Annotated in this window: 18 protein-coding genes and 1 pseudogene; 5 read left to right on the plus strand and 14 right to left on the minus strand. The window is 71.9% G+C overall.

Features of this window, described 5'->3' with window-relative positions:
- Positions 1 to 36: 36 nt before the first annotated feature.
- From V6N00_RS09545 to V6N00_RS09595, 11 genes and pseudogenes are all read right to left on the minus strand, one after another.
- Positions 37 to 1,503: a glutamate synthase subunit beta gene (locus V6N00_RS09545; protein WP_334231877.1), complete on the minus strand. Its 1,467-nt coding sequence runs from the start codon at positions 1,501 to 1,503 to the stop codon at positions 37 to 39.
- A complete protein-coding gene (gene gltB, locus V6N00_RS09550) occupies positions 1,496 to 6,322 on the minus strand; it encodes a glutamate synthase large subunit (protein WP_334231879.1) in 4,827 nt (1,608 codons plus the stop codon). The genes V6N00_RS09545 and gltB overlap by 8 nt, the downstream gene beginning before the upstream one ends.
- Positions 6,323 to 6,515: 193 nt before the next feature.
- Positions 6,516 to 7,631, minus strand: coding sequence for a prolipoprotein diacylglyceryl transferase (lgt, locus tag V6N00_RS09555; protein WP_416385071.1), 1,116 nt, complete (start codon positions 7,629 to 7,631; stop codon positions 6,516 to 6,518).
- 5 nt (positions 7,632 to 7,636) lie between these two features.
- Positions 7,637 to 8,512 carry a tryptophan synthase subunit alpha gene (gene trpA / locus V6N00_RS09560; protein WP_334231882.1) on the minus strand — a complete coding sequence of 292 codons (876 nt, stop codon included), beginning with the start codon at positions 8,510 to 8,512 and terminating at the stop codon, positions 7,637 to 7,639.
- A 2-nt stretch (positions 8,513 to 8,514) separates the two neighbouring features.
- Positions 8,515 to 9,873: a tryptophan synthase subunit beta gene (gene trpB, locus V6N00_RS09565; RefSeq protein WP_334231884.1), complete on the minus strand. Its 1,359-nt coding sequence runs from the start codon at positions 9,871 to 9,873 to the stop codon at positions 8,515 to 8,517.
- A 95-nt stretch (positions 9,874 to 9,968) separates the two neighbouring features.
- Positions 9,969 to 10,787 (minus strand): annotated as a pseudogene (gene trpC / locus V6N00_RS09570) (indole-3-glycerol phosphate synthase TrpC); the annotation flags it as partial.
- Positions 10,784 to 11,080 (minus strand): HGxxPAAW family protein, encoded by a 297-nt coding sequence (locus V6N00_RS09575; RefSeq protein ID WP_334231886.1) that lies wholly within the window; start codon positions 11,078 to 11,080, stop codon positions 10,784 to 10,786. The gene V6N00_RS09575 and the pseudogene trpC, both read right to left, overlap by 4 nt.
- A gap of 148 nt (positions 11,081 to 11,228) precedes the next feature.
- Positions 11,229 to 11,993: a Trp biosynthesis-associated membrane protein gene (locus V6N00_RS09580; RefSeq protein WP_334231888.1), complete on the minus strand. Its 765-nt coding sequence runs from the start codon at positions 11,991 to 11,993 to the stop codon at positions 11,229 to 11,231.
- A complete protein-coding gene (locus V6N00_RS09585; RefSeq protein WP_334231890.1) occupies positions 11,990 to 13,702 on the minus strand; it encodes an anthranilate synthase component I in 1,713 nt (570 codons plus the stop codon). Before V6N00_RS09585 ends, V6N00_RS09580 begins: the two co-directional genes overlap by 4 nt.
- Before the next feature lie 77 nt (positions 13,703 to 13,779).
- A complete protein-coding gene (gene hisI, locus V6N00_RS09590) occupies positions 13,780 to 14,202 on the minus strand; it encodes a phosphoribosyl-AMP cyclohydrolase (protein WP_334231891.1) in 423 nt (140 codons plus the stop codon).
- A gap of 76 nt (positions 14,203 to 14,278) precedes the next feature.
- Positions 14,279 to 14,743 (minus strand): VOC family protein, encoded by a 465-nt coding sequence (locus tag V6N00_RS09595; RefSeq protein WP_334231894.1) that lies wholly within the window; start codon positions 14,741 to 14,743, stop codon positions 14,279 to 14,281.
- Between the two features lie 37 nt (positions 14,744 to 14,780).
- Here V6N00_RS09595 and V6N00_RS09600 point away from each other — a divergent pair, with 37 nt between their 5' ends.
- Positions 14,781 to 15,767, plus strand: coding sequence for an SDR family NAD(P)-dependent oxidoreductase (locus V6N00_RS09600; RefSeq protein ID WP_334231895.1), 987 nt, complete (start codon positions 14,781 to 14,783; stop codon positions 15,765 to 15,767).
- A 12-nt stretch (positions 15,768 to 15,779) separates the two neighbouring features.
- On the opposite strand, the gene V6N00_RS09605 is transcribed toward V6N00_RS09600, so the two are convergent.
- Positions 15,780 to 16,142: a DUF4267 domain-containing protein gene (locus tag V6N00_RS09605; protein WP_334231896.1), complete on the minus strand. Its 363-nt coding sequence runs from the start codon at positions 16,140 to 16,142 to the stop codon at positions 15,780 to 15,782.
- Positions 16,143 to 16,241: 99 nt separating this feature from the next.
- Here V6N00_RS09605 and V6N00_RS09610 point away from each other — a divergent pair, with 99 nt between their 5' ends.
- Positions 16,242 to 16,775: a TetR/AcrR family transcriptional regulator gene (locus V6N00_RS09610; protein ID WP_334231899.1), complete on the plus strand. Its 534-nt coding sequence runs from the start codon at positions 16,242 to 16,244 to the stop codon at positions 16,773 to 16,775.
- 20 nt (positions 16,776 to 16,795) lie between these two features.
- Here V6N00_RS09610 and V6N00_RS09615 read toward each other — a convergent pair whose 3' ends face one another.
- Positions 16,796 to 17,386 (minus strand): dihydrofolate reductase family protein, encoded by a 591-nt coding sequence (locus tag V6N00_RS09615; RefSeq protein WP_416385072.1) that lies wholly within the window; start codon positions 17,384 to 17,386, stop codon positions 16,796 to 16,798.
- A 144-nt stretch (positions 17,387 to 17,530) separates the two neighbouring features.
- On the opposite strand from V6N00_RS09615, the gene V6N00_RS09620 reads away from it, so the two are divergent.
- The 3 genes from V6N00_RS09620 to V6N00_RS09630 all read left to right on the plus strand — a co-directional run bounded on the left by V6N00_RS09620 (position 17,531) and on the right by V6N00_RS09630 (position 20,929).
- Positions 17,531 to 18,019: a hypothetical protein gene (locus V6N00_RS09620; protein ID WP_334231903.1), complete on the plus strand. Its 489-nt coding sequence runs from the start codon at positions 17,531 to 17,533 to the stop codon at positions 18,017 to 18,019.
- Between the two features lie 5 nt (positions 18,020 to 18,024).
- Positions 18,025 to 18,858, plus strand: coding sequence for an alpha/beta fold hydrolase (locus tag V6N00_RS09625; protein ID WP_334231905.1), 834 nt, complete (start codon positions 18,025 to 18,027; stop codon positions 18,856 to 18,858).
- Positions 18,859 to 19,045: 187 nt separating this feature from the next.
- Positions 19,046 to 20,929 carry an adenylyl cyclase gene (locus tag V6N00_RS09630; protein WP_334231907.1) on the plus strand — a complete coding sequence of 628 codons (1,884 nt, stop codon included), beginning with the start codon at positions 19,046 to 19,048 and terminating at the stop codon, positions 20,927 to 20,929.
- Positions 20,930 to 21,046: 117 nt separating this feature from the next.
- Here V6N00_RS09630 and V6N00_RS09635 read toward each other — a convergent pair whose 3' ends face one another.
- Entirely contained in the window at positions 21,047 to 23,116 is a 2,070-nt protein-coding gene (locus tag V6N00_RS09635) for a putative bifunctional diguanylate cyclase/phosphodiesterase (RefSeq protein ID WP_334231909.1), read from the minus strand.
- Positions 23,117 to 23,313: the final 197 nt, after the last annotated feature.

The following is a 23,313-nucleotide window of genomic DNA, read 5'->3' on the forward strand; positions in this document are numbered from 1 at the left end:
CGGCGATCGCCGGGGTGGCCGTGCTCGCGGCGGGCGTCAGAACGGCAGCAGGTCGATCGGCCGGTCCGACGGGGCGACCGGCGCCGGCAGCCGCGTGCTGCCGCGCAGGTAGGTGTCGACGGCGGCCGCGCACGCCCGGCCCTCGGCGATCGCCCACACGATGAGGGACTGGCCGCGGCCGGCGTCCCCGGCGGCGAACACGCCGTCGACGTTGGTCATGTAGTAGCCGTCCCGGGCGATGTTGTTCCGCTCGTCCAGGTCGGTCTCCAGCTGCGCGGTCAGCGTCTGGGTCTCGGGGCCCGTGAAGCCCAGGGCCAACAGCACGAGGTCCGCCGGGATCTCCCGCTCGGTGCCCGGCTTCGGCACGCGCCGCCCGTCCCGGTACTCGGTCTCGGCCACGCGCAGCGCCCGGACCTTGCCCTCGCCGTCGCCGACGAACTCGACGGTCGAGGCGAGGTAGTTGCGCTCACCGCCCTCCTCGTGCGCCGAGGCGACCTCGAAGAGAGTGGGGAACATCGGCCACGGCTGGTGCTCGCCGCGCTCCTCCGGGGGACGCTTGCCGATCGCCAGCGTCGTCACCGAGGCGGCCTGCTGCCGGTGCGCGGTGCCGATGCAGTCCGCACCGGTGTCGCCGCCGCCGAGCACGATGACGTGCTTGCCCGCGGCGTCGATCTGGTCGTCGACCCGCTGGCCGGCGCCGGCCCGGTTCTGCTGCACCAGGTAGTCCATCGCGAAGTGGACGCCGTCGAGCTCGCGCCCCGGGATGTCCAGGTCGCGCGGGACGGTCGCACCGGTCGCGAGCACGACGGCGTCGTACCGGCGGCGCAGCGCACCGAAGGAGATGTCCTCGCCGATCGTCACGCCCGGCCGGAAGCGCGTGCCCTCGGCCTCCATCTGGGCGAGCCGCCGCTGCAGGTGCACCTTCTCCATCTTGAAGTCGGGGATGCCGTAGCGCAGCAGGCCGCCGATCTCGTCGTCCCGCTCGTAGACGGCGACCGTGTGGCCGGCGCGCGTCAGCTGCTGGGCGACGGCGAGGCCCGCGGGGCCGGAGCCGACGACCGCGACCGTCTGGTGCGTGACGCGGGTGGGGATCACCGGCTCGACCCAGTCCTGGTCGAAGGCCTCGTCGATGATCGAGACCTCGATCTGCTTGATCGTCACCGCGGGCTGGTTGATGCCCAGCACGCAGGACGCCTCGCACGGTGCGGGGCACAGCCGCCCGGTGAACTCCGGGAAGTTGTTGGTCGCGTGGAGGCGCTCGATGGCCTCACGCGGCCGGTCCCGCCACGTCAGGTCGTTCCACTCGGGGATGAGGTTGCCGAGCGGGCAGCCCTGGTGGCAGAACGGCACGCCGCAGTCCATGCAGCGGCCGGCCTGCGCCTGCAGGACGCCCTTCTCCTGCCGCTCGTAGACCTCGTTCCAGTCCATGATGCGCACCGGCACGGGCCGGCGCGGCTGGGTCTGGCGGTCACGGGTCTTGAGGAAGCCGCGCGGGTCAGCCATGGGTCGTCGCCTCCAGGATGCGGGTCCACACCTCGTCGCCGTCGGGATCCAGCCCCTCCTGCTCCGCCTCGTTCCGGGTCCTCAGGACCGCGGAGTAGTCGCGCGGGAGGATCTTGGTGAACCGTCCGACGGTCTGCTCGAAGTTGGCGAGCAGCCGTTCGGCCAGGGCGGACTCCGTCTCGGCGTGGTGGGTGATCATCAGGGACCGGACCAGCTCGACGTCGTTGGCGTCCAGGGGCAGCAGCTCCAGTTCGCCCGACGCGATGCTGTCGGTGTTCATCACGGCCGGATCGAGATCCAGCACGTAGGCGGTGCCGCCGGACATGCCGGCACCGAGGTTGCGGCCGGTGGGGCCGAGCACGAGCGCGACACCGCCGGTCATGTACTCGCAGCCGTGGTCGCCGATGCCCTCGACGACGGCGGTGGCCCCGGAGTTGCGCACCAGGAACCGCTCGCCGACGAGGCCGCGCAGGAACAGCTGCCCGCTCGTGGCGCCGTAGCCGATGACGTTGCCGGCGATCACCTCGTGCTCGGCGGCGAACTGGCTGCCGCGGTCCGGCCGGACGACGATCCGGCCGCCCGACAGGCCCTTGCCGACGTAGTCGTTGGCGTCGCCGAACAGGCGCAGGGTGATCCCGGCCGGCACGAACGCGCCGAGGGACTGCCCGGCCTGACCGGTCAGCGTCACGTCGATCGTGTTCTCCGCCAGCGGGGTCAGCTGGTGCTTGCGGGTCACCGCGTTGCCGAGCATGGTGCCGACGGAGCGGTCCGTGTTGACGATGTCCGCGGAGATCTTCACGGGCGTGCCGTGCTCGATCGCCTCGGCGCCCATCGCCATCAGGTGGTTGTCGAAGTGCTTGTCCAGGCCGTGGTCCTGGCTCACCCGGTTCCGGCGCGGGACGTCGGCGCCGAAGCGCGGCCCGTGCAGGATGGGGTCCAGGTTCAGCCCGTCGGCCTTCCAGTGGTCGATGGCCGGCTGGGTGTCCAGCGCGTCCGTCTGCCCGACGGCCTCCGCGAGGGTGCGGAAGCCGAGCGAGGCGAGGATCTCCCGCACCTCCTCGGCGATGAACTCGAAGAAGTTCACGACGAACTCGGGCTTGCCGCTGAAGCGGGACCGGAGCTCGGGGTTCTGGGTGGCCACGCCCACGGGGCAGGTGTCCAGGTGGCACACGCGCATCATGATGCAGCCCGAGACCACGAGCGGCGCGGTCGCGAAACCGAACTCCTCGGCCCCGAGCAGCGCCGCGATGACGACGTCGCGCCCGGTCTTGAGCTGTCCGTCGGCCTGCACGACGACGCGGTCGCGCAGCCCGTTGAGGATCAGCGTCTGCTGCGCCTCGGCCAGGCCCAGCTCCCAGGGGGCGCCGGCGTGCTTGAGCGAGTTCAGCGGGGACGCGCCCGTGCCGCCGTCGTGGCCGGATATCAGCACGACGTCCGCCTTCGCCTTCGTCACGCCCGCCGCGACGGTGCCGATGCCGACCTCGGAGACGAGCTTGACGTGCACCCGCGAGGACGGGTTGGAGCGCTTGAGGTCGAAGATCAGCTGCGCCAGGTCCTCGATCGAGTAGATGTCGTGGTGCGGCGGCGGAGAGATCAGGGAGACACCCGGGGTCGAGTGCCGGGTCTTGGCCACCCACGGGTACACCTTGCGGGCCATCAGCTGGCCGCCCTCGCCGGGCTTCGCACCCTGCGCCATCTTGATCTGCAGGTCGTCCGCGTTCGTCAGGTACAGGCTCGTGACGCCGAACCGCCCGGAGGCGACCTGCTTGATCGCGGACCGGCGCTCGGGGTCGAGCAGCCGCTCGACGTCCTCACCGCCCTCACCGGTGTTGGACTTCGCGCCCAACCGGTTCATCGCGATGGCGAGGGTCTCGTGCGCCTCCTGGGAGATGGAGCCGTAGCTCATCGCGCCGGTGGAGAACCGCTTGACGATGGACGAGACGGGCTCGACCTCGTCCAGCGGGATGGGCTCACGGACGCCGTCCCGGAACGCGAAGAGGCCGCGCAGCGTCATCAGCGCCTTGGACTGGTCGTCGACGCTGGAGGTGTACGCCTTGAACACGTCGTACCGGCGGGACCGGGTGGCGTGCTGCAGCCGGAACACGTTCTCGGGGCTGAACAGGTGCGGCGGGCCCTCGCGGCGCCACTGGTACTCCCCGCCGATCTCGAGACCGCGGTGCGGGTCCTCGTCCCCGCCGTCCGGCGGGTAGGCGCCCCGGTGACGCGCGGTGGTCTCGGCCGCGATGACGTCGAGGCCGACACCGCCCAGCTGCGTCGTCGTACCGGTGAAGTACTGGTCGACGAGGGCCTGGGACAGCCCGAGGGCCTCGAACGTCTGCGCACCGCAGTAGGAGGCGACGGTCGAGATGCCCATCTTGGACATGATCTTGAGCATGCCCTTGCCGAGACCCTTGATCAGGTTGCTCACGGCCTGCTCGGGCGTGATGCCCTCGATGGTGCCGTTGCGCACCAGCTCCTCGGCACTCTCCATCGCCAGGTACGGGTTGACGCCGGAGGCGCCGTAGCCGACGAGCAGCGCGACGTGGTGGACCTCGCGCACGTCACCGGTCTCGACGATCAGCGACACCCGGGTGCGGTTGGCACTGCGCAGCAGGTGGTGGTGCACGGAGGAGAGCAGCAGCAGCGACGGGATGGGCGCCCACTGGGCGTTCGAGTCGCGGTCGGAGAGGATCACGTACTGCACGCCGCGGTTGACGGCGCCGGAGACCTTCTCGTTGATCTCGGCGAGCCGCGCCCGCAGGGAGGCCTCGCCGTTGCCGTCCGGCCGGTACAGGCCGCGCACGCGCATGCTCAGCGCCTCGTCGTCGTCACCGCGCAGGGCGGAGATCTTGGCGAGCTGGTCGTTGCTCATCACGGGGAACGGCAGGCGGATCTGCTTCGCCCGGACCTGGCCGGTGTTGAGCAGGTTGCCGTTGGGGCCCAGCGAGCACCGCATCGAGGTGACGAGCTCCTCGCGGATGGCGTCCAGCGGCGGGTTGGTCACCTGGGCGAAGGACTGCACGAAGTAGTCGAACAGCAGCCGCGGGCGCTCGGAGAGCACCGCGATGGGGGTGTCCGTGCCCATGGCGCCGATCGGCTCGGCGCCGGTGCGGGCCATCGGTGCGAGCAGGATGCGCAGCTCCTCCTCGGTGTAGCCGAAGGTGCGCTGCCGCTTGGTGATGGAGGCCCGCGTGTGGGTGACGTGCTCCCGCTCGGGCAGGTCCTCGAGGCTGAGCAGGTTCTCCTTGACCCAGGCGCCCCAAGGGTTCGAGGCGGCGACGGTGGCCTTGACCTCCTCGTCCTCGATCATGCGGCCGGCCTCGGTGTCGACGAGGAACATCCTGCCCGGGGCGACGCGGCCCTTGCGGACCACCTTCGCCGGGTCGATGTTCAGCACGCCCACCTCGGACGCGAAGACGACGAGGCCGTCGTCGGTCACCCAGTAGCGGCCCGGGCGCAGTCCGTTGCGGTCCAGGGTGGCGCCGACCTTGACGCCGTCAGTGAAGGACACGGCCGCGGGCCCGTCCCACGGCTCCATGAGCATCGAGTGGTACTCGTAGAACGCGCGCCGGTCCGGTTCCATCGCGGTGTGGTTCTCCCACGCCTCCGGGATCATCATCATGATCGCGTGCTCGATGGGCCGGCCCGAGAGCATGAGTAGCTCGGCGACCTCGTCGAACGACGCGGAGTCCGAGGCGCCGGGTGTGCAGATCGGGAACAGCCGCTCGGGGCTGTCGCCGAGCAGCGGGTTGCTCAGCTGCGACTGCCGGGCCCGCATCCAGTTCCGGTTGCCCTTGACCGTGTTGATCTCGCCGTTGTGCGCGATGGTGCGGAACGGCTGGGCCAGCGGCCAGGACGGGAACGTGTTGGTGGAGAACCGGGAGTGCACGATACCCAGGCGGGTCATGAACCGGGGGTCGGACAGATCCGGGTAGAACGGCTCGAGCTGCGCGGTGGTCAGCATGCCCTTGTAGACGAGGGTGCGCGAGGACAGCGACGGGAAGTACACGCCGAACTTGTTCTGCGCCCGCTTGCGCAGCCGGAAGACGCGCGACTCCAGGGTGATCTGGTCGACCTCCGCGGTGCCCTCGGCGGACTCCGCGGGGGCGAGGAACAGCTGCCGGAAGAACGGCATGGTCTGCCGCGCCATCGACCCGACGAGGTCGGCCACGACGGGCACGTCGCGCCACCCGAGGATCGTCAGCCGCTCCTCCTCGGCGAGGGCCTCGACGCCTTCGACGGCGGTCTGCCGGTCGTCCTCCTCGGCGGGCAGGAACGCGGTGCCGACCGCGTAGTGGTTCCGCTCGGGCAGGTCGAAGTCGACGACGGCGCGCAGGAACTCGTCCGGCACCTGGGTGAGCAGGCCGGCGCCGTCACCCGTGCCCTCGTCGGCACCCACGGCGCCGCGGTGTTCGAGGTTGCGCAGCGCGGTCAGCGCGGCGTCGACGATGTCGTGGCCGGGCTCGCCGCGCAGCGTGGCGATGACGGCGAGGCCGCAGGCGTCCTTCTCGTTCTCCGGGTCGTACAGACCCTGCGCGCCGGGGGCGGCGGAGAACTCCTGGAACGGGCGCGCGACGCCGGTGTCACCGGCGGACTCGTCGGCGTCGGCAGTCGTGTCGTCGGCCGCGTCGGCGTCGGCAGCTTCGGCGGTGTCGCCCGCGGGCTCCGCGGCATCCTCGGCGTCCCGGATGCCGGCGCGCTCGATCGCGGCGTCCTCGACGATGCCCTCGTGCGAGGCGTCGTCGCCGGCGGTGCCGGTGCCGGCGGTGTCGGTGCCTGCGGCGTTCTCGGGCAGCGGTGACGGATGCTGATCAGTCATGGCCTGTCCTTCCCAGATGGAGCGAGAGGGGACGACGTTGGCCCCGGAGCGCACCGAGTGCGCGAGGTGAACGGCGCGGGCTTCCCCGGTGTCCTCCGGGTCTCGTGGCGTCACCGACGTCGGGGACCGGGGGTGGCCCGGGACCGCGGACGTGTGATGGTGCGCAACTGCCTTCGAGAGGAACAGCGCCTCTTCAGGAACGGCGTCGTTCGTCGAGCGCCGCAGGTTCCTCGCTTTCCGTGGGACCGAGCGTAGCACGGTGATCCCGCGGATCCTGACGGCGGCCAGTCACATCGACGTCCGAATTGCGGTCGCCATTGTCCACATCGTGGACGGTTTCGTGATGGTCGGAGCCCTCGACGACGCGCGCGCCCGCGGTGCCGGCGGCAGCGTCGGCAGCGTCGTCGACAACGCCGTCGGCCGGAGCGTCCGCGCGCCCGATCAGGGCGCGGTCGGGCGCCGGGTGGCGGCGCTGCCGGATGCCCAGGTAGACGAACATCGCGACGGCGAGAACGAAGACGAGGATGGACGTCCACACGTTCAGGCGCAGCCCGAGGATGTGCTCGGCGTCGTCGATGCGCAGCGCCTCGATCCAGACGCGGCCGAGGGTGTAGATCGCCGCGTACAGCCAGAACACGCGGCCGCCGCGCAGGCGGAACCGCCGGTCGATCCACAGCAGCACGGCCACCCCGGCGAGGTTCCACAGCAGTTCGTAGAGGAACGTCGGGTGGAACAGCGTGCCCGGTGGGTACTGCGCCGGGAACGTGGGGCTGGACGGGTCGATCTGCAGGCCCCACGGCAGGGTGGTCGGGGCGCCGAACAGCTCCTGGTTGAACCAGTTGCCGAGACGGCCGATGGCCTGGGCCAGCAGCAGGCCCGGGGCGGCGGCGTCGGCGAAGACGAGGATGCGTGCCCCCGCACGGCGGGCACCGATCCAGGCGCCGATGAAGCCGAGCAGCACCGCGCCCCAGATGCCGAGGCCGCCGCGCCACACCTGCGGGATCAGCAGCAGGTCGCCGGTGCCGTTGTACCCGGGACCGAAGTAGGCATCCGGGGAGGAGAACACGTGGTAGAGCCGGCCGCCGATGATGCCGGCGGGGATCGCCCACACGGCGATCGACCACAGCGAGTCGTCGTCCCCGCCGCGAGCGGCCCAGCGCCGCCGGGTGAGGATGAGGGCGACGACGATGCCGGCCAGGATGCACAGCGCGTAGGCCTTGACGCTGAACGGGCCGATCGTGAACCCGGACCAGCCGGGGCTCGGGATGCTCGCCGTGAGGGTCGCGGGCAGGCCGGCCACGGTGGTCAGCAAATTCACGCGCCGGTCCCGCCGCTGGTGCCGGTGGTCGCTGTCGCGCCGGCGGACTCTGCCGTGCCGCGACCCGTGCCCTGGTTCAGCGCTGCGGCGAGCTCGCCGACCGCGGTAGGCCCGCCGTCACGCAGGGCCGCGACCAGGGCGCTGCCGACGATGACGCCGTCGGCGTAGGCGCCGATCTCGCGCACCTGCTCGGGGGTGGACACGCCGAGCCCGACGCACACGCGCGCCGCGCCGGCCTCGCGGGATCCCGCGACGACCGCCTCCGCGGCGTCGCTGACCGCGGCGCGGGCACCGGTGACGCCCATGATGGAGACCCCGTAGACGAACCCACGGCTCGCCTGCGCGATCATCGCCAGCCGCTCGGGGCTGGAGGAGGGAGCGGCGAGGAACACGCGGTCCAGGCCGTAGTGGTCGGACGCGGTGAACCACTCGGCCGCCTCGTCCGGGGTCAGGTCCGGCGTGATGAGCCCGGCGCCGCCGGCCTCGGCGAGCCGGCGCGCGAACTCGTCGACGCCCATCCGCTTGACCAGGTTCCAGTAGGTCATCACGAGCACGGTGACGCCGGTGCGTTCGGTGACGGCGCGGACGACGTCGAACACGCTGGCGACGCGCAAGCCGTTGGCCAGCGCCTCGGTCGTGGCGGCCTGGATGACGGGGCCGTCCATCACCGGGTCCGAGTACGGGACGCCGATCTCGATGATGTCGGCGCCGTTCTCGGCCAGTGCGACGGCGGCCTCGATGCTGGTGGCCAGGTCGGGGTAGCCGGCGGGCAGGTAGCCGATCAGGGCGGTGCGGCCCTGCTCACGGGCGGCGTCGATCGCGGCGGCAGCACCGGAGGTGGCCGTCGTCGGGCTCGTGGTGGTCTCGGGCATGCTCACAGCTGCTCCCCTTCCTCGCCGATCCGGCGCTCCGCGCTGTTCTCGTCGAGCAGGTCGAACCACTCGGCAGCGGTCGCGACGTCCTTGTCGCCGCGACCCGAGAGCGAGACGACGATGACCTTCTCGCGGGCGGCGGCCTCGTCCTGCTCGGCCCAGCGCCGGCCGACCTTCAGCGTGCCGGCCAGTGCGTGCGCCGACTCGATCGCCGGGATGATGCCCTCGGTGCGGCACAGCAGCCGGAAGGCGTCCATCGCCTCCGCGTCGGTGATGGGCTCGTAGGAGACACGACCGATGTCGTTGAGGTACGAGTGCTCGGGGCCGACACCGGGGTAGTCGAGCCCCGCGGAGATCGAGTGGGACTCGACCGTCTGGCCGTCGTCGTCCTGCATCAGGTACGTGTTGGCACCGTGCAGCACGCCGGGCCGGCCCAGGGTGATGGTCGCGGCGTGGCGGCCGGTCTCGACGCCGTCGCCGCCGGCCTCGAAGCCGTACAGCTCCACCGACGCGTCGTCGAGGAAGCCGTGGAAGATGCCGATCGCGTTCGAGCCGCCGCCGATGCACGCGGTCACCGCGTCGGGCAGCCGCCCGGTCTGCTCGAGGATCTGCTCGCGGGCTTCCTCGCCGATCACCTCGTGGAAGTACCGGACCATCGCGGGGAACGGGTGGCCGCCCGCGGCGGTGCCGAGCACGTAGTGGGTGTTGTCGACGTTGGCGACCCAGTCCCGCAGCGCCTCGTTGATGGCGTCCTTGAGGGTCTGCGAGCCGTTGGTCACCGGCACGACGGTGGCGCCGAGCAGCTGCATCCGGGCGACGTTGAGCGCCTGCCGGCGGGTGTCCTCGGCGCCCATGTAGACGACGCACTCCATGCCCATGAGGGCCGCGGCGGTGGCGCTGGCCACGCCGTGCTGGCCGGCGCCGGTCTCGGCGATCAGCCGGGTCTTGCCCATCTTCGCGGCGAGCAGGGCCTGGCCGAGGACGTTGTTGATCTTGTGGCTGCCGGTGTGGTTGAGGTCCTCACGCTTGAGGAACACCCGGGCGCCGACGTGGGCGGAGAACCGCTTGGCCTCGGTCAGCAGCGACGGCCGGCCGGAGTAGTTCCGGTTCAGGTCCTTGATGCGGGCCAGGAAGTCCGGGTCCGCCTTCGCCTTCTCGAACGTGTCCGTCAGCTCGTCCATCGCGGCGATCAGGGACTCGGGCATCCAGCGTCCGCCGTAGTCCCCGAAGTACGGGCCCGGGGCGTGGCGCAGACTGCCGGCGAGGAAGCTGTCGGCCAGATCGGGCCGCTCCGCGGGCTCGTCGCCGCCGCGGGTGACGCCGGACGGGGAGGCGGGGGTCTGCGTGGAGTGCTCGCTCATCGTGTCTGCTCGGTCTCGTTCGGCTCGGGTGCGTGGTGGTCGGTGTCGGTCGGCCCGGCGGCGGGGGCGGCCACCGGCTGCTCCCGCTCGCGCTGGGCGGCGGTCCCGGCGGCGGCGAAGCGGCGGACCGTCTCGGCCGGGTCGGCGCCCTCGCCGAGGCTGCTGCGCACGAGCGCCTCGCCGACGAGGACGGCGTCGGCCCCGGCCGCGGCGTAGCCCGCGACGTCGTCGGCGTTCACGACGCCGGACTCGGCGACCGCGACGACGTCGCCCGGGATCATCCCGGCCAGCGGGGTGAAGACGCCGGGGTCGACGTCGAGGGTCTTGAGGTTGCGGGTGTTGACCCCGACGATGCGGGCACCGGCATCGAGCGCGCGCTCGAGCTCGTCCGCGGTGTGCGACTCGACGAGGGCGTTCATGCCGAGTTCGTGCGTGAGGGCGAGGAAGTCGACGAGGGTCGGCTGGTCCAGCGCGGCGACGATGAGCAGCACGAGGTCGGCGCCGTGGGCTCGTGCCTCGTGGATCTGGTACGCCTCGACCGTGAAGTCCTTGCGCAGCACCGGGATGGACACGGCGGCGCGGACGGCGTCGAGATCGGCCAGGGAGCCGCGGAACCGGCGCTGCTCGGTGAGCACGCTGATGGCGGCCGCTCCCCCGGCCTCGTAGGCGGCGGCCAACGAGGCGGGATCGGCGATCGCCGCCAGGTCCCCCTTGGAGGGGCTGGCGCGCTTGACCTCGGTGATCAGCCGCAGCCGCCGGTCGGCGCCGACGACGCCACCCCCGAGCGCGGCGAACGCGTCCCGGGCGGGCAGTGCGGCAGCCGCGGCCCGGGCGATCTCGCCGTCACCGGTCTGCCGGCGGCGGTCCGCCAGGTCCTCCCGGACCCCCGCGATGATGTCGTCGAGGACGCTCACGCGTGGTGGCTCTTGATCTTGTCGCCTCCCACGCCGTAGCCAGCGCGGCGGAGGAACCAGCCCGCGAGGAGACCGACGACGATGATCACGACGCCGACGACGAAGAAGGGGACGTTGGCGAACACGAAGGCCAGGCAGGCGACGACGACACCGAGGGCCATGACGCCCACGCACGTCCAGGCGGCGGGGCTGTTGCCGTGGCCGACGGGGAGCAGGTCGACCTTCCGGTCGGGCGCGTTGGTGTGGTCCCCGCCCGGGCGCTCCTGCTGACCCTGCTGCGTTCCGGTGCTCATCGGCGGTGTCCTCTCGTCTGGCTTCTCGGTGCGATCTCGTCGCGTCCGGTGCGTCGGGTCCATTCTGCCACTGGACCACCGCCGTCCCGGTGTCGCCGCCCTCCCGTGACCCGACTCACAGCCGGGTGGTCGAGCGCGTGACGACGGTCTAGTCGGTCGGATCCTGCCCGCGGGTCAGCCGGTCCCAGCTGTCGATGTCGTCCACCGGGGCGGCGGCGGTGGGCGCCCCGGTCGGTGCTCCCGTCGGGGCCGTCGCGTCGGCCGGGATCGCCTCGGGGGCCGCGGCTGCCGTCCCGTCCCGCCCGGGCGCGTCGGTCGCCGCCGCTCCCGCGGCCGCGGTACCGGTCGGGCTGCCCGTGGCGGCGTCGGCCTCGGCCGCGGTGGCCGCGGGCGTCTCGAAGCGCCGGGCGGAGTCCCAGCGGCGGCCGGCGACGAGCACGAGCACCCCGCACGCGGCGAGCACGATCGCGACCACCGCGGCGGCGATCACCCAGCCGGTCACGCTCGCGTCGATGGCCCCGCCGGTGACACCGGACTGGGCGGCGATCTTGCCGTCCGCGGCGGCGGCCGGGTCGCCGAGCACCGAGAAGGCCGCGACGGCACCGCCGACGCCGGCCAGGACGATGACGACGGCGATGATCACCCGGGCGATCCGCCCGGCGATGCTCAGGGCGAGGGCGCCGGCCAGCGCCACGAGGGCGAGCGCGGTGACCGAGCGGGCGGCGTCGGACCCGTTGACCGCCGCGTCGATGCTGCGCACGGTGCCGGACGTCAGGGTCGCGTGGACCCAGGTCTGCGTCGTCGTCAGGAACACGCCGCCGGCGACGATCACGGTCAGCAGCACGGTGCGCGCCCGGGTCAGGCGCGCGCGCGAACGGGACGGACGTGCGGCAGCGGCGTCGACGGAGCTCATCGGGCGGTCCCCTCCTCCGCGGCGCGGGCTCCCGTCGCGGCAGCGGTGCCCTGCTGGTCGGTGTCCTGCTGCTGCTCGAAGCGGGCGGCCATCCGGTGGTCGGTGTGGGGCTGCGCGGCGGGGCCGTCGTCCTGCCGTTCCCGCGCGTCCAGCCAGGCGTGGTCGACGTCGCGCAGCCGGGAGGCGAGCAGGACGGCCCGCATGGGGGCGGCCGCCTTGTTGACGGACTCGGCCGCCTCGGTCGCGGGGTCCGAGTCGGCGACGATGCCGCCGCCGGCCTGCACCCAGGCCTTGCCGTCGCGCAGGAGGGCGGTGCGAATGGTGATGGCCATGTCCATGTCGCCGGCGAAGTCGAGGTAGCCGGCCACGCCGCCGTAGGCGCCGCGGCGGTGGGGTTCGAGCTCGTCCAGCAGGCGCATCGCCCGCGGCTTGGGGGCACCGGAGAGGGTCCCCGCGGGGAACGTCGCCGCCAGCACGTCGTACGCGGAGGCGCCCGGCCGCAGCCGGCCCATCACCGTCGAGACGAGGTGCATGATGTGGCTGAACCGTTCGATCTGCATGAACTGGGTGACGTCCACGGTGCCGGGCACGCACACCCTGGAGATGTCGTTGCGCGAGAGGTCGACGAGCATGAGGTGCTCGGAGCGCTCCTTCTCGTCGGCCAGCAGCTCCTCGGCGAGCGCGTGGTCCTCCTCGGCGGTGGCGCCGCGGGGACGGGACCCGGCGATGGGGTGGGTGATCACCGTGTCGCCCTCGACCTTGACGAGCGACTCCGGGGAGGAGCCGACGATCGAGTAGTCGCGGCCGTCGGCGTCCTGCAGCCGGAACAGGTACATGTACGGGCTCGGGTTGGTGCGGCGCAGCACGCGGTAGACGTCCAGCGGCGAGGCCGAGCAGTCCGCCTCGAACCGGCGGGAGATGACGACCTGGAACACCTCGCCGTCGACGATGGCGCGCTTGCCGTGCTCGATCGCGGCCAGGTACTGCTCCTCGGGCCACGACTCGCGGATCTGCGCCTTGACGTCGACGTCGTCGGTCCCGTCCGGGCCGGGCTCCATGACGCGCACGGGGTCCACCGGGTGGGGTTCGGCGAGGGTGCGCAGCATGGCGTGGACCCGGTCGACGGCGTCGTGCCAGGCCTCGTCGACCCGGTCGTCGGTGCCGTCGTAGTTGATCGCGTTGGCGATCAGCCAGACGGTGCCCTCCTTGTTGTCGTGCACGGCGACGTCGGAGACGAGGCTCATGGCGAGCTCGGGCAGCTGCAGGTCGTCCTCGGGCGGGCTGGTCAGCTTCTCCCAGTGCCGCACCGACTCCCAGCCGATGAAACCGACCATGCCGCTGGTCAGCGGCGGCAGGCCGTCGAACCGGTCGGTGCGCAGGGCGCCCACGGTGTTGCGGAGAGCGACGACGGGATCCCCGTCGATCGGTACACCCAGCGGCGGGGTGCCGAGCCAGTGGGCCTGCCCGTCCTTCGTCGTCAGGGTCGCGCGGGCGTTGACGCCGATGAAGGAGTACCGCGACCACAGGCCGCCGACGGCGGCGGACTCGAGCAGGAAGGTGCCCGGCCGGTCCCCCGCGAGCCGCTGGTAGAGGCTCACCGGCGTCACCCCGTCGGCGATCACGCGGACGCGGACGGGGATCACCCGCCGGTGGGTGGCGAGCTCGCGGAACTCCTCGAGGGTGGGGCTGACGACGCCGAACGCGGCCATGAGGCTGACGGGGTCCTTCCTTCAGGCGGTTTTCTCGGGCCCGGATGGGGCCGTGGGGAGGTGCGGACCAGCGCCCGTCAGGGGCCGGTGACGGCGGCGAGGTCGCGGCCGTCGAAGCACGTGTGCGTGCCGGTGTGGCAGGCGGCGCCGACCTGGTCGACGGTCACGAGCAGGGCATCGCCGTCGCAGTCCAGGGCCACGGACTTGACCCACTGGACGTGCCCGGAGGTGTCGCCCTTGCGCCAGTACTCCTGCCGCGAGCGGGACCAGTAGGTCACCCGACCGGTGGTGAGGGTGCGGCGCAGTGCCTCGTCGTCCATCCAGCCCACCATGAGCACCTCACGGGTGTCGTGCTGCTGGACCACCGCGGCGACCAGCCCGGCGGCGTCGCGCTTGAGGCGCTCGGCGACGGCGGGGTCGAGGGCGGCGTTCTGGCCGGAGCCGTTGTCGGCAGCGCCGTTCTCGGGCGCGCGGGAGGAATCGGCAGTGGTGGAGTCCATGGCCGTCCCAGTCTACGGCGCGGGTGTCGGGGCTCCGGGACGGTGCCTCGTGGGGGCAGGGGGCACGCCGAGACGCTCAGGAGCGGTGCTGGGCAACATTGATCACATCGCCGTCCGGGCTCCGGACGAAGAATCGGCGGATGCCCCACGGCTCGTCGGTGATCGGGTGCACGATCACATAGCCGCGCTGCTGGGCTTCCTGGTAGGCCCCGTCGACGTCGTCGACCTTGATGGTCATGACGGAGTCCTCCGGCGCCGTCGCATCTCGCGTCACGACCTGCACGCACGCTCCCGAGTCCGCCGAGGTGAAACGGGCCACCCATCCCTGGTTCATTCCGTCCTCGCGGAGCCCGAGTAACCCGAAGAACTCCCGCGCACGTTCGACGTCGTCGGTATGCAGATTGGTGATGGCTTCGAGCGCCTTCATCTTCCAAGTCTGCCACCTCACCGCGGGGTGGCGGCGGTATGCGGCCGGCACCGGACCGAGACCCTCGTCGCGACGGTCGGGCCGGCGATCCCCACGATCCTCGTGGGCGGTCACGATTCCCCGTCGGGCGAAGGACGGCGACACTGAGGACATGACCTCACCCCAGGCTCCCCTGCCCACGCCGTTCACGGCTGCCGCCACCGCCGACGACGTCCTCGCCGGCGTCGACCTGACCGGGCGGGCGGCCATCGTGACGGGCGGGCACAGCCGGCTCGGCCGCGAGGTCACCCGCGCCCTCGCCGCCGCCGGCGCCACCGTGACCGTCGCCTCCCGCGACACCGAGCGCGCCGCCGCCGTCGTCGGCGGCATCGACGGCGTCAGCGTCGAGCAGCTGGATCTCACCGACCCCGCCTCGATCGACGACTTCGCCGACCGGTGGAACGCCTCCGGCCGCGCGCTCCCGATGCTGGTGAACAACGCGGCGGTGCTGTTCCAGGGCGAACGCCGGGTCGACGCCCGCGGCCACGAACTCGCGTTTTCGACGTCGCACCTGGGGCACTTCCAGCTCACCCGGGCGCTGCTGCCGGCCCTCCGTGCCGCCGGGACCGACGGGGGCGCGCGGGTGCTGACGGTGACCTCGGGCGCCGCCAGATTCGGCCGGATCCGCTGGGACGACGTCGACTTCACGACCGAGTACGACCCCGGGGCGGCCTACGGGCAGTCGAAGCGGGCGAACACCCTCTTCTCCGTCGAGCTCGACCGCAGGTATGCCGCGGAGGGCATCCGGGCGTTCGCCGCCCACCCCGGCGTCGTCATCGGCCCGGCTCCGCACCGCGCCGACCGGGTGGCGTCCTACCGGGCCCAGGGGCTCGTCGACGAGCAGGGAGCGACGATCATCGACCCGGTCGCGGGCAAGAAGACCGTCGAGCAGGGTGCGGCGACGATCGTCCTCGGTGCGGCCAGTCCCCTGCTCGACGGCATCGGCGGCGTCTATCTGAAGGACAACGACGTCGCCGTCCTCGACGACGAGGACCGCCCGCTGACCGCGGACAGCATCCCGGCCGACGCGAACTCGGCCATGCTCGATCCGGCTGACGCGCGTCGCCTGTGGGACCTCTGCGAGCAGCTGCTCGCGTGAGGACGACCCGGGTCAGCCGGCGACGAGGACGACGCCGGCGACGATGAGCAACGCCGCCGTCGCCGCGTGGACGCTCAGTGCCGTCCTCACGGTCCCCCCGTTGGTCACGACGATGACGGCGTCGCCGATCGGGGTGATCGCGGCGGCCAGCAGCGCCCAGCCGAAGACGTGCGGACCGGCGACGGCGAGGACGACCAGCGGCACGATGCCGGACGTGATGTCCCGGACGCCCTTGATGCTCGTCAGGGCACGGGGACGGTCCGCGGGCACACCGAAGCCCACCAGCGCCGGAGCGGGCGTCAGCAGGAATCGGGTGCCGATGACGAGGATGAACATGCAGCCGAGGACCGCGACCACGAGTGCGGCGATGGTCATGGTGACGTCTCCTTGTTGTCTAGCAGCGTTATTCAACGACGCTAGACCACCGCGCTCTCGTTGTCTATCAGCGTTAGACAACGGAGTAGGATCGATGGCATGTCGCCGCGACCCGCTCCCGATCTCGACCTCCGGCGGGAGCAGATCACCCGCACAGCCCGAGACCTCGCCGAGTCCGAGGGGTGGGAGACCGTGACCATGCGCCGTCTGGCCGCCGAGCTCGGCATGACCCAACCGGTGCTGTACTCCGCGTTCACCGGTGGCCGGCAGGCCCTCGTGGACGCGGTCGCCGTCGACGGTTTCACCGCCCTCGCCGACGCCCTCGAGGCGGTCGATCGCGACCTGCCGGCGCGGATGCGCGCCTACCTGGACTTCGCCATGCACCGGCCGCGCGTCTACGAGGCCATGTTCTCCCTGCCGTCGGGGCTGCGCTTCGCCGACGGGGAGACTCCCCCGCCGCTGCGGCGCGCGTTCGCGGCGATCCAGGACGTCGTCGAGCGCCGGGACGAGACGACGGCCGAGGTCGCGTGGGCGACCCTGCACGGCCTGGCGACGCTCGAGCGCGGCGGACGACTACGCCCCTCCCAGGGCGAGGCACGCCTGGAGCGCGCTCACGGGCTTCTCACGACGTAGGCGGCGCGAGTGCGCTTCGATCAGGCGGCGCCGCGCCGGCGGTAGCGGATGTGCGTGGCGAGCGGGGAATGGAGCACCTCGGCCGGTTCGAAGTCGAACTCTGTGATGCCGTCGAAGAGTCCTTCGCCGCTGCCGAGGACGACCGGAGCGACGTCGAGCGTCAGCTCGTCGATGACGCCGGCCTCGAGCGCCTGCCGGACCGTCGAGGCACCGCCGGCGATGTCCACTCCGTTGCCGTCGGCCGCTTCCCGAGCTCGCGCGTAGGCGGCGTCGAATCCCTCCGTGATGAAGAAGAACGTCGTGCCGCCCTCCATCGCGATGGGCTCGTGCGGGTAGTTCGTCAGGACGAAGACAGGAGCGTGGTACGGCGGCTCCGGCCCCCACCAGCCCTGCCAGTCCCCGCTCCACTGTCCGCGGATCGGACCGAACATGTTCCGGCCCATGAGGTAGGCGCCGCGGGGGCGCATGAGCCAGTCGGTCGCGGTCCGGTCCGCGTCGTTCGCCCGCGGATCACCCATGTGCCAGCGGTGCAGTTCGGCCCCGCGCTCCCCCAGCCCGTTCGCCAGGCTCTGGTTCGGGCCGGCGACGAAGCCGTCGAGTGAGATCGACATGTGGCACGTGGTGGTCGAGTCGGACATCCGGGTCTCCTGGAGCATGCTGGAACCGCCTATAATGTGAACATCGTACACATCAGTTCGTTCGACGACCGCGCTCGCCGTTCCGGTCTCGTCGGTGGCGAGCAATACGCTCTCACCATGACCACGTGGGACGACATCCTGGCCGCGGTGACCGCCTCCTTCGCCGGTCGCGGCGACGAGCCCCGGCGACACCTCGAGGCGTGCTGGGACGCGACGACACCGGATCAGGCGGCGCAGCGGTGCGTCGTCGCGCACTACCTCGCGGACCAGCAGGACGACGTCGCCGAGGAGGCCGCCTGGGACGAGCGTGCCCTCGCCGCGCACGGGTCCGTCGGCGACGAGGACCTCGCCCCGATCGGCGTCCCCTCCGCGAGCGCGTTCCTCCCGAGCCTGCACCTGAACCTCGGGGACGACTACCTGCGGCTCGGGCGGCGCGACGACGCGGCCCGCCACCTGACGCTGGCCCAGGAGAGCGCTGACCTCCTGTCCGACGCGGGCTACGGCGCCATGATCCGCGCCGGCATCGAGGGGCTGCAGGCACGGCTCACCGAGCTCGGCGAGGGGACAGGACCGGATGAAGCCGGGGAGCCGCCGCCCGTACAGTGAGGAAGATGAGTGACGCGAACGTGGTCAGAGCCGACGTCCAGGTCGACGGGCGCCGCATCAGCTACCTGACCGTGGAGCAGGACGGGCCTCTCGTCCTCCTGCTGCACGGCACCTGGTGGAGCCGTGTCTGGCAACCGGTGCTCGGCGGCCTCGCCGACGCCGGCCTGCGGCCCGTCGCGGTCGACTTCCCGGGAATGGGCCGCTCGGACGGGGAACTCGACCCGCAGTCCGCCGCAGTGCCCGCGCTCTCCGGGTGGGTGGGCGAGTTCGCCGACGCGCTCGGGATCACCGGGCCCGTCGGCGTCGCCGGTCACGACATCGGCGGCGGCGTCGCGCAGCACCTGGCCGTCCGCGGTCCGCTCGAGGTCGACCGGCTCGCCCTGGTCAACGCCGTCATGTACGACTCGTGGCCCGTGCCCGGCGTCGCTCGCTACCGGGACCCGGCCGTCGTGGCCGCGACGACGCCCGAAGACCTCCTCGCGTCGCGCCGCGAGGCCGTGACCACCGCCCTCGGCGACGCCGCGACGGACGAGTTGATCGACGACTACCTCGAGCCGTGGAGCGACCCGCGGGTGTGCCGGTCCTGGATGGCCATGGCGGCCGCGGCCGACGCCCGATACACCACGGGTCTCGTCCCCGCTCTCGAGCAGTCGCCGATGCCAAGACTGCTGGTGTGGGGCGAGGACGACGGGTTCCAGAAGGTCGAGTTCGCCGAGCGCTTCGCCGCCCAGATGCCCCGGACGAACCTGATCCGGATCCCGCAGGCCGGCCACCTGCCGATGGAGAACGCGCCTGCGCGGGTGGCGGCCGCCCTCGCGGAGTTCTTCACCGCCGCCTGACGAGCGACGTCGTCACGGAAGGACACACTCGTCAGTCTGCTGACGGTTCGCGCCGCTGATTCGTGACCTGCATCTCATTCCGGGTGTTATGTTACGCACATCACATTGGTGCGCGGCCCCGACTCCGCACGGACCACCTGATCCGCGGGGACGTCGGGGCCGCCGCTTCGTTCGGAAGCAGGTTCACGTGTCCCTCCTCTCCCCCCGTTCCGCCACGCGGCCACCGCGCCGCCGCCTCGGCGTCGCCGCCGCCGTGTGCGCGGTCACGCTCGGCGTCCTGGCCCCCACCACCGCCGTCGCAGCCCCGAGCTCCCCGAGCGCCAACGCGTCGGCCGGTAGTGCGACCACCGCGGAGCTCGGTCCCAACGTCGTCGTCTTCTCCCCCGACATGCCGCAGGCCGACATCCAGGCCCGCGTCGACGCGATCTACGCCCAGCAGGTCGACAACGAGATGGGCGCCCAGCGGTACGCGCTCCTCTTCAAGCCCGGCACCTACGGGTCGGCCGCCGCCCCGCTCGACATCAAGGTCGGCTACTACACCGAGGTCGACGGCCTCGGTCAGGATCCGTCCGCCGTCACCATCAACGGTGGCGTCACCGCGACCGGCCGGAACGGCAGCGGCGCCCTCGACACCTTCTGGCGGTCCGTGTCCAACCTGACCATCCACGTCGTGCCCACGGCCGACGGCTGCCACACCGGCAACGAGATGTGGGCCGTCTCGCAGGCCGCGCCGATGCGGCGGGTGGACGTGAAGGACTACACGACGTTCATGCCGTACTGCGAGAACCCGAACTACGCCAGTGGCGGTTTCGTGGCCGACTCGAAGCTCGAGGGCGGTGCCCTGAACGGCTCCCAGCAGCAGTTCTACGTGCGCAACACCGACCTCGGCGCCGGCTGGTCCAACGCGGTGTGGAACCAGGTGTTCTCCGGGGACGTCAACGCCCCGGCCCAGTCCTTCCCGAACCCGCCGTACACGACGCTGACCGCCACCCCGGTCTCCCGCGAGAAGCCCTACCTGTACGTCGACGAGGCCGGCGCCTGGCGGGTCTTCGTCCCCAGCGCGCAGACGAACTCCACGGGCACCACCTGGGCGAACGGCCACACCCCGGGCCGGTCCCTGCCGCTGAGCGACTTCTACGTCGCCCACCCCGGCGACCCGCTCGCGAAGATCAACTCCGCGCTGGCCCAGGGCAAGAACCTGCTCGTCACGCCCGGCGTGTACGACGTCGCCCAGAGCATCGCCGTCAAGCGGGCCGGCACCGTCGTGCTCGGCCTCGGCCTGGCCACCTTCACGGCGCAGAACGGCGCCGTGCCGATGACCGTGGCCGACGTCCAGGGCGTCGACATCGCCGGTCTGACGTTCGACGCCGGGACGGTCAACTCCCCGACGCTGCTGCGCATCGGCAGCGGCCGGCAGGAGGGCGGCAAGCACCAGGGCACCGCCGCCGACCCGACCGCGCTGCAGGACGTGTTCTTCCGGATCGGCGGACCGCACGTCGGCAAGGCCACGACGAGCCTCGAGGTCAACAGCGACCACACCGTCCTCGACGACGTGTGGGCCTGGCGCGCCGACCACGGCGTCGCCGGCTCGGTGGGCTGGACGGTCAACACCGCGGACACCGGCGTCGTCGTGAACGGCGACGACGTGACCGCGACCGGCCTGTTCGTCGAGCACTACCAGAAGTACAACGTGATCTGGAACGGCGAGCGCGGGCGGACGGTGTTCTTCCAGAACGAGCTGCCGTACGACGCGCCGGACCAGGCGGCCTGGCAGCACGACGGCCTGAACGGCTGGGCGGCGTACAAGGTGGCGGACACCGTGAAGACCCACGAGGCGTGGGGGCTGGGCAGCTACGTCTACACCAACGTCAACCCGTCCCTGCACGCGACGCAGTCGTTCGAGGTGCCGGACACCCCGGGCGTGGTGATGCACGACCTCACCACGGTCTCGCTGAACAAGGCGGGCACGATCGACCACGTCATCAACGGGCAGGGCACGGCGGCGATCGGCGGCGTCAACGACGGCCAGCCGCAGACCGTGACCACCTACACGAACGGCCGGGCCAGCTGATCACGGCACCGTCCTGACACGACGACGGCGGCCCGGGGAGACATCCCCGGGCCGCCGTTCTCGTGTCGGGCGCCGTGGTGGCCGGCGTTCATGCTGCCCGGCCGGCGTGGCCGGTTCTCAGGCGGGCAGGGCGTCCGGGTCGCTGTCCGAGGCGACGGCGGAGGCGACGGCGACGACCGCGGCCGCGGCGACGGCCGTCGTGACCGCCTCGACCTTCGCCGGGGAGGCCTCCAGGGCCTGGGGCCCGCTGCCCCGCGCCTCGAGCAGGCTCGTGACCGCGGCCGACTCCACGGGGTGGGAGAAGAAGTAGCCCTGCGCGAAGTCGCAGCCCAGGGATTTGAGTTCCTCGACGTGCTGGGACGTCTCGGTGCCCTCGGCGATCACCCGGATGCCGAGGTCGCGGGCGAGGTTCATGATCGTCGCGATGATCTGCCGGCCGGTGTCCCCGCGGTCCAGCTGCGCCACGAAGGATCGGTCGATCTTCAGGGTGTCCATGGGGAAGCTGTGCAGGTATGCGAGCGAGGAGTACCCCGTCCCGAAGTCGTCGATGCTGACGAAGACGCCGAGCGCCTCGAGCTGGGCGAGCACCTCCTGGGTGTGCTGCGTGTTCGTCATGGACACGCTCTCGGTGATCTCCAGCTTCACGGTCTCGGGCCGGATCCCGGTCTCGGCCAGCACGCGCCCCACCTGCTCGGCGAAGTCGTACTGCGCGAACTGCCGGGCGGAGACGTTGACGGCCACGGTCAGCGGCGGCTCGGTGGGGAACTGCTCGTGCCAGTGGACCATGGTCCGGCAGGCCTCCCGCAGCACCCACATGCCGAGGAAGACGATCAGGCCGGTGTCCTCCGCGATCGGGATGAACTCGTCCGGGTACACCAGCTCGGTCGGCGACTTCTGCCACCGGACCAGGGCCTCGACGCCGACGATTGCCCCGTCGTGCAGGGAGACGATCGGCTGGTAGTGCAGCACGAACTCCTCGGCCTGCAGGGCCTGCCGCATCCGGGACTCGAGCGAGAAGCGGCCCACCGCCTGCTCGTGCATCACCGGATCGTAGATCTCGTACCGCCCCTTGCCCAGCACCTTCGCGCGGTACATCGCGAGGTCGGCCTGACGGAGGATGTCGTCCGTCGACTCGCCGCCGGTGCTGCTCGTGGCGATGCCGATGCTCGCACTGGCGAACAGCTCCTGCCCGTCGACCACGATCGCGGGCTCGAGCGCCTCCATCATCCGCACGGCGGCACGCACGGCGTCGTTGACGCCCGTGATCCCGTCCAGCAGCACCGTGAACTCGTCACCGCCGAGCCGGGCCAGCGTGTCCCCCGCCCGCAGACAGGCGGCCCACCGGCGCGCGACCTCGACGATGACGGCGTCGCCGACCGGGTGGCCGAGGCTGTCGTTGAAGAGCTTGAACCGGTCGAGGTCGAGGAAGAGCACGGCGAACGCCGCGTGCTGGTCCCGGGCGGTGCGACTGACGGCGTGGGAGAGCCGGTCGGAGAACAGGGCGCGGTTGGGCAGGCCGGTGAGGGGGTCGTGGAGGGCGTCGTGCAACAGCCGGTCGCGGGCACGTTCGCGCTCGGCGACCCGACCCAGCTGGGCTCCGATCTTCGCGAGCAGGCGCAGGAGGGTCTCGTCCGGGTCGAGCGTCTGATCGGAGAAGAACTCGAGGACGGCCGTCACCTCGGAGCCCAGCAGGATCGGGAACGCGACCGCCGATCGCAGACCGGCGAAGCCGGCTGCCTCGGCACGCGTGAAGCTGGCGTCGACCATGATGTCGCTGACCCACGCGGGAGACCCACTGGCCAGGACGCTGCCCGGCAGGCCGTGCCCGACGGCGAAGCCGAAGTCGCCGGTCGCGTCGTAGAAGTCACGGAAGCGGCCCTCGTCCACGCCGTACCAGATGGAGGTGGACCGCAGCCGGCGGTGAGAGGGATCGGGCAGATAGGCGTGACCGATCTGCCAGTCGGTGTACTCGCACACCGTGCGCACCCCGACCTGCAGAGCCTCCTCGACGCTGCTCGACTGGTTGGCCGCGTCGGCGACCGCCTCGAGCAGGCGTAGTTGCTGCTGCTTGTGGTACAGATCCCGTACGCCCTGCTCGACGACGGCCTCGGCGGCGAGCCGGGCCTGCCGCTCCTGGTCGAGGAGCCGCTGCAGGATCTCGATCTGCGTCTGGGCCGGCGCAGTCATGCCGTTCTCATGCCCCCTTCGGGTCGGTGTGGAGCAGGCGGACTCGGGACGGCCGCCCCGCAGCACCGCGACGACGATGCGACGCCGGAGCGCGCGGGCAGGGTGGAGCTGTTCCCCATGATGGTTCCCCTGAGTGCATGACGGTGTGGTGCGGCCCGGCGGCGACGTACACCGGCGGACACGGCTGAACTGCACTA

This window comes from Tersicoccus mangrovi (genome assembly GCF_036881825.1).
GTDB classification, from domain to species: Bacteria; Actinomycetota; Actinomycetes; order Actinomycetales; family Micrococcaceae; genus Tersicoccus; species Tersicoccus mangrovi.

Coding starts and splice junctions, on each gene's coding strand:
- V6N00_RS09545 (WP_334231877.1), bottom strand. CDS start 1,503: ATGGCTGACCCGCGCGGCTTCCTCAAGACCCGTGACCGCCAGACCCAG.
- gltB (WP_334231879.1), bottom strand. CDS start 6,322: ATGACTGATCAGCATCCGTCACCGCTGCCCGAGAACGCCGCAGGCACC.
- trpA (WP_334231882.1), bottom strand. CDS start 8,512: ATGCCCGAGACCACCACGAGCCCGACGACGGCCACCTCCGGTGCTGCC.
- trpB (WP_334231884.1), bottom strand. CDS start 9,873: ATGAGCGAGCACTCCACGCAGACCCCCGCCTCCCCGTCCGGCGTCACC.
- V6N00_RS09575 (WP_334231886.1), bottom strand. CDS start 11,080: ATGAGCACCGGAACGCAGCAGGGTCAGCAGGAGCGCCCGGGCGGGGAC.
- V6N00_RS09580 (WP_334231888.1), bottom strand. CDS start 11,993: ATGAGCTCCGTCGACGCCGCTGCCGCACGTCCGTCCCGTTCGCGCGCG.
- V6N00_RS09585 (WP_334231890.1), bottom strand. CDS start 13,702: ATGGCCGCGTTCGGCGTCGTCAGCCCCACCCTCGAGGAGTTCCGCGAG.
- hisI (WP_334231891.1), bottom strand. CDS start 14,202: ATGGACTCCACCACTGCCGATTCCTCCCGCGCGCCCGAGAACGGCGCT.
- V6N00_RS09600 (WP_334231895.1), top strand. CDS start 14,781: ATGACCTCACCCCAGGCTCCCCTGCCCACGCCGTTCACGGCTGCCGCC.
- V6N00_RS09605 (WP_334231896.1), bottom strand. CDS start 16,142: ATGACCATCGCCGCACTCGTGGTCGCGGTCCTCGGCTGCATGTTCATC.
- V6N00_RS09610 (WP_334231899.1), top strand. CDS start 16,242: ATGTCGCCGCGACCCGCTCCCGATCTCGACCTCCGGCGGGAGCAGATC.
- V6N00_RS09615 (WP_416385072.1), bottom strand. CDS start 17,386: ATGTCGATCTCACTCGACGGCTTCGTCGCCGGCCCGAACCAGAGCCTG.
- V6N00_RS09620 (WP_334231903.1), top strand. CDS start 17,531: ATGACCACGTGGGACGACATCCTGGCCGCGGTGACCGCCTCCTTCGCC.
- V6N00_RS09625 (WP_334231905.1), top strand. CDS start 18,025: ATGAGTGACGCGAACGTGGTCAGAGCCGACGTCCAGGTCGACGGGCGC.
- V6N00_RS09635 (WP_334231909.1), bottom strand. CDS start 23,116: ATGACTGCGCCGGCCCAGACGCAGATCGAGATCCTGCAGCGGCTCCTC.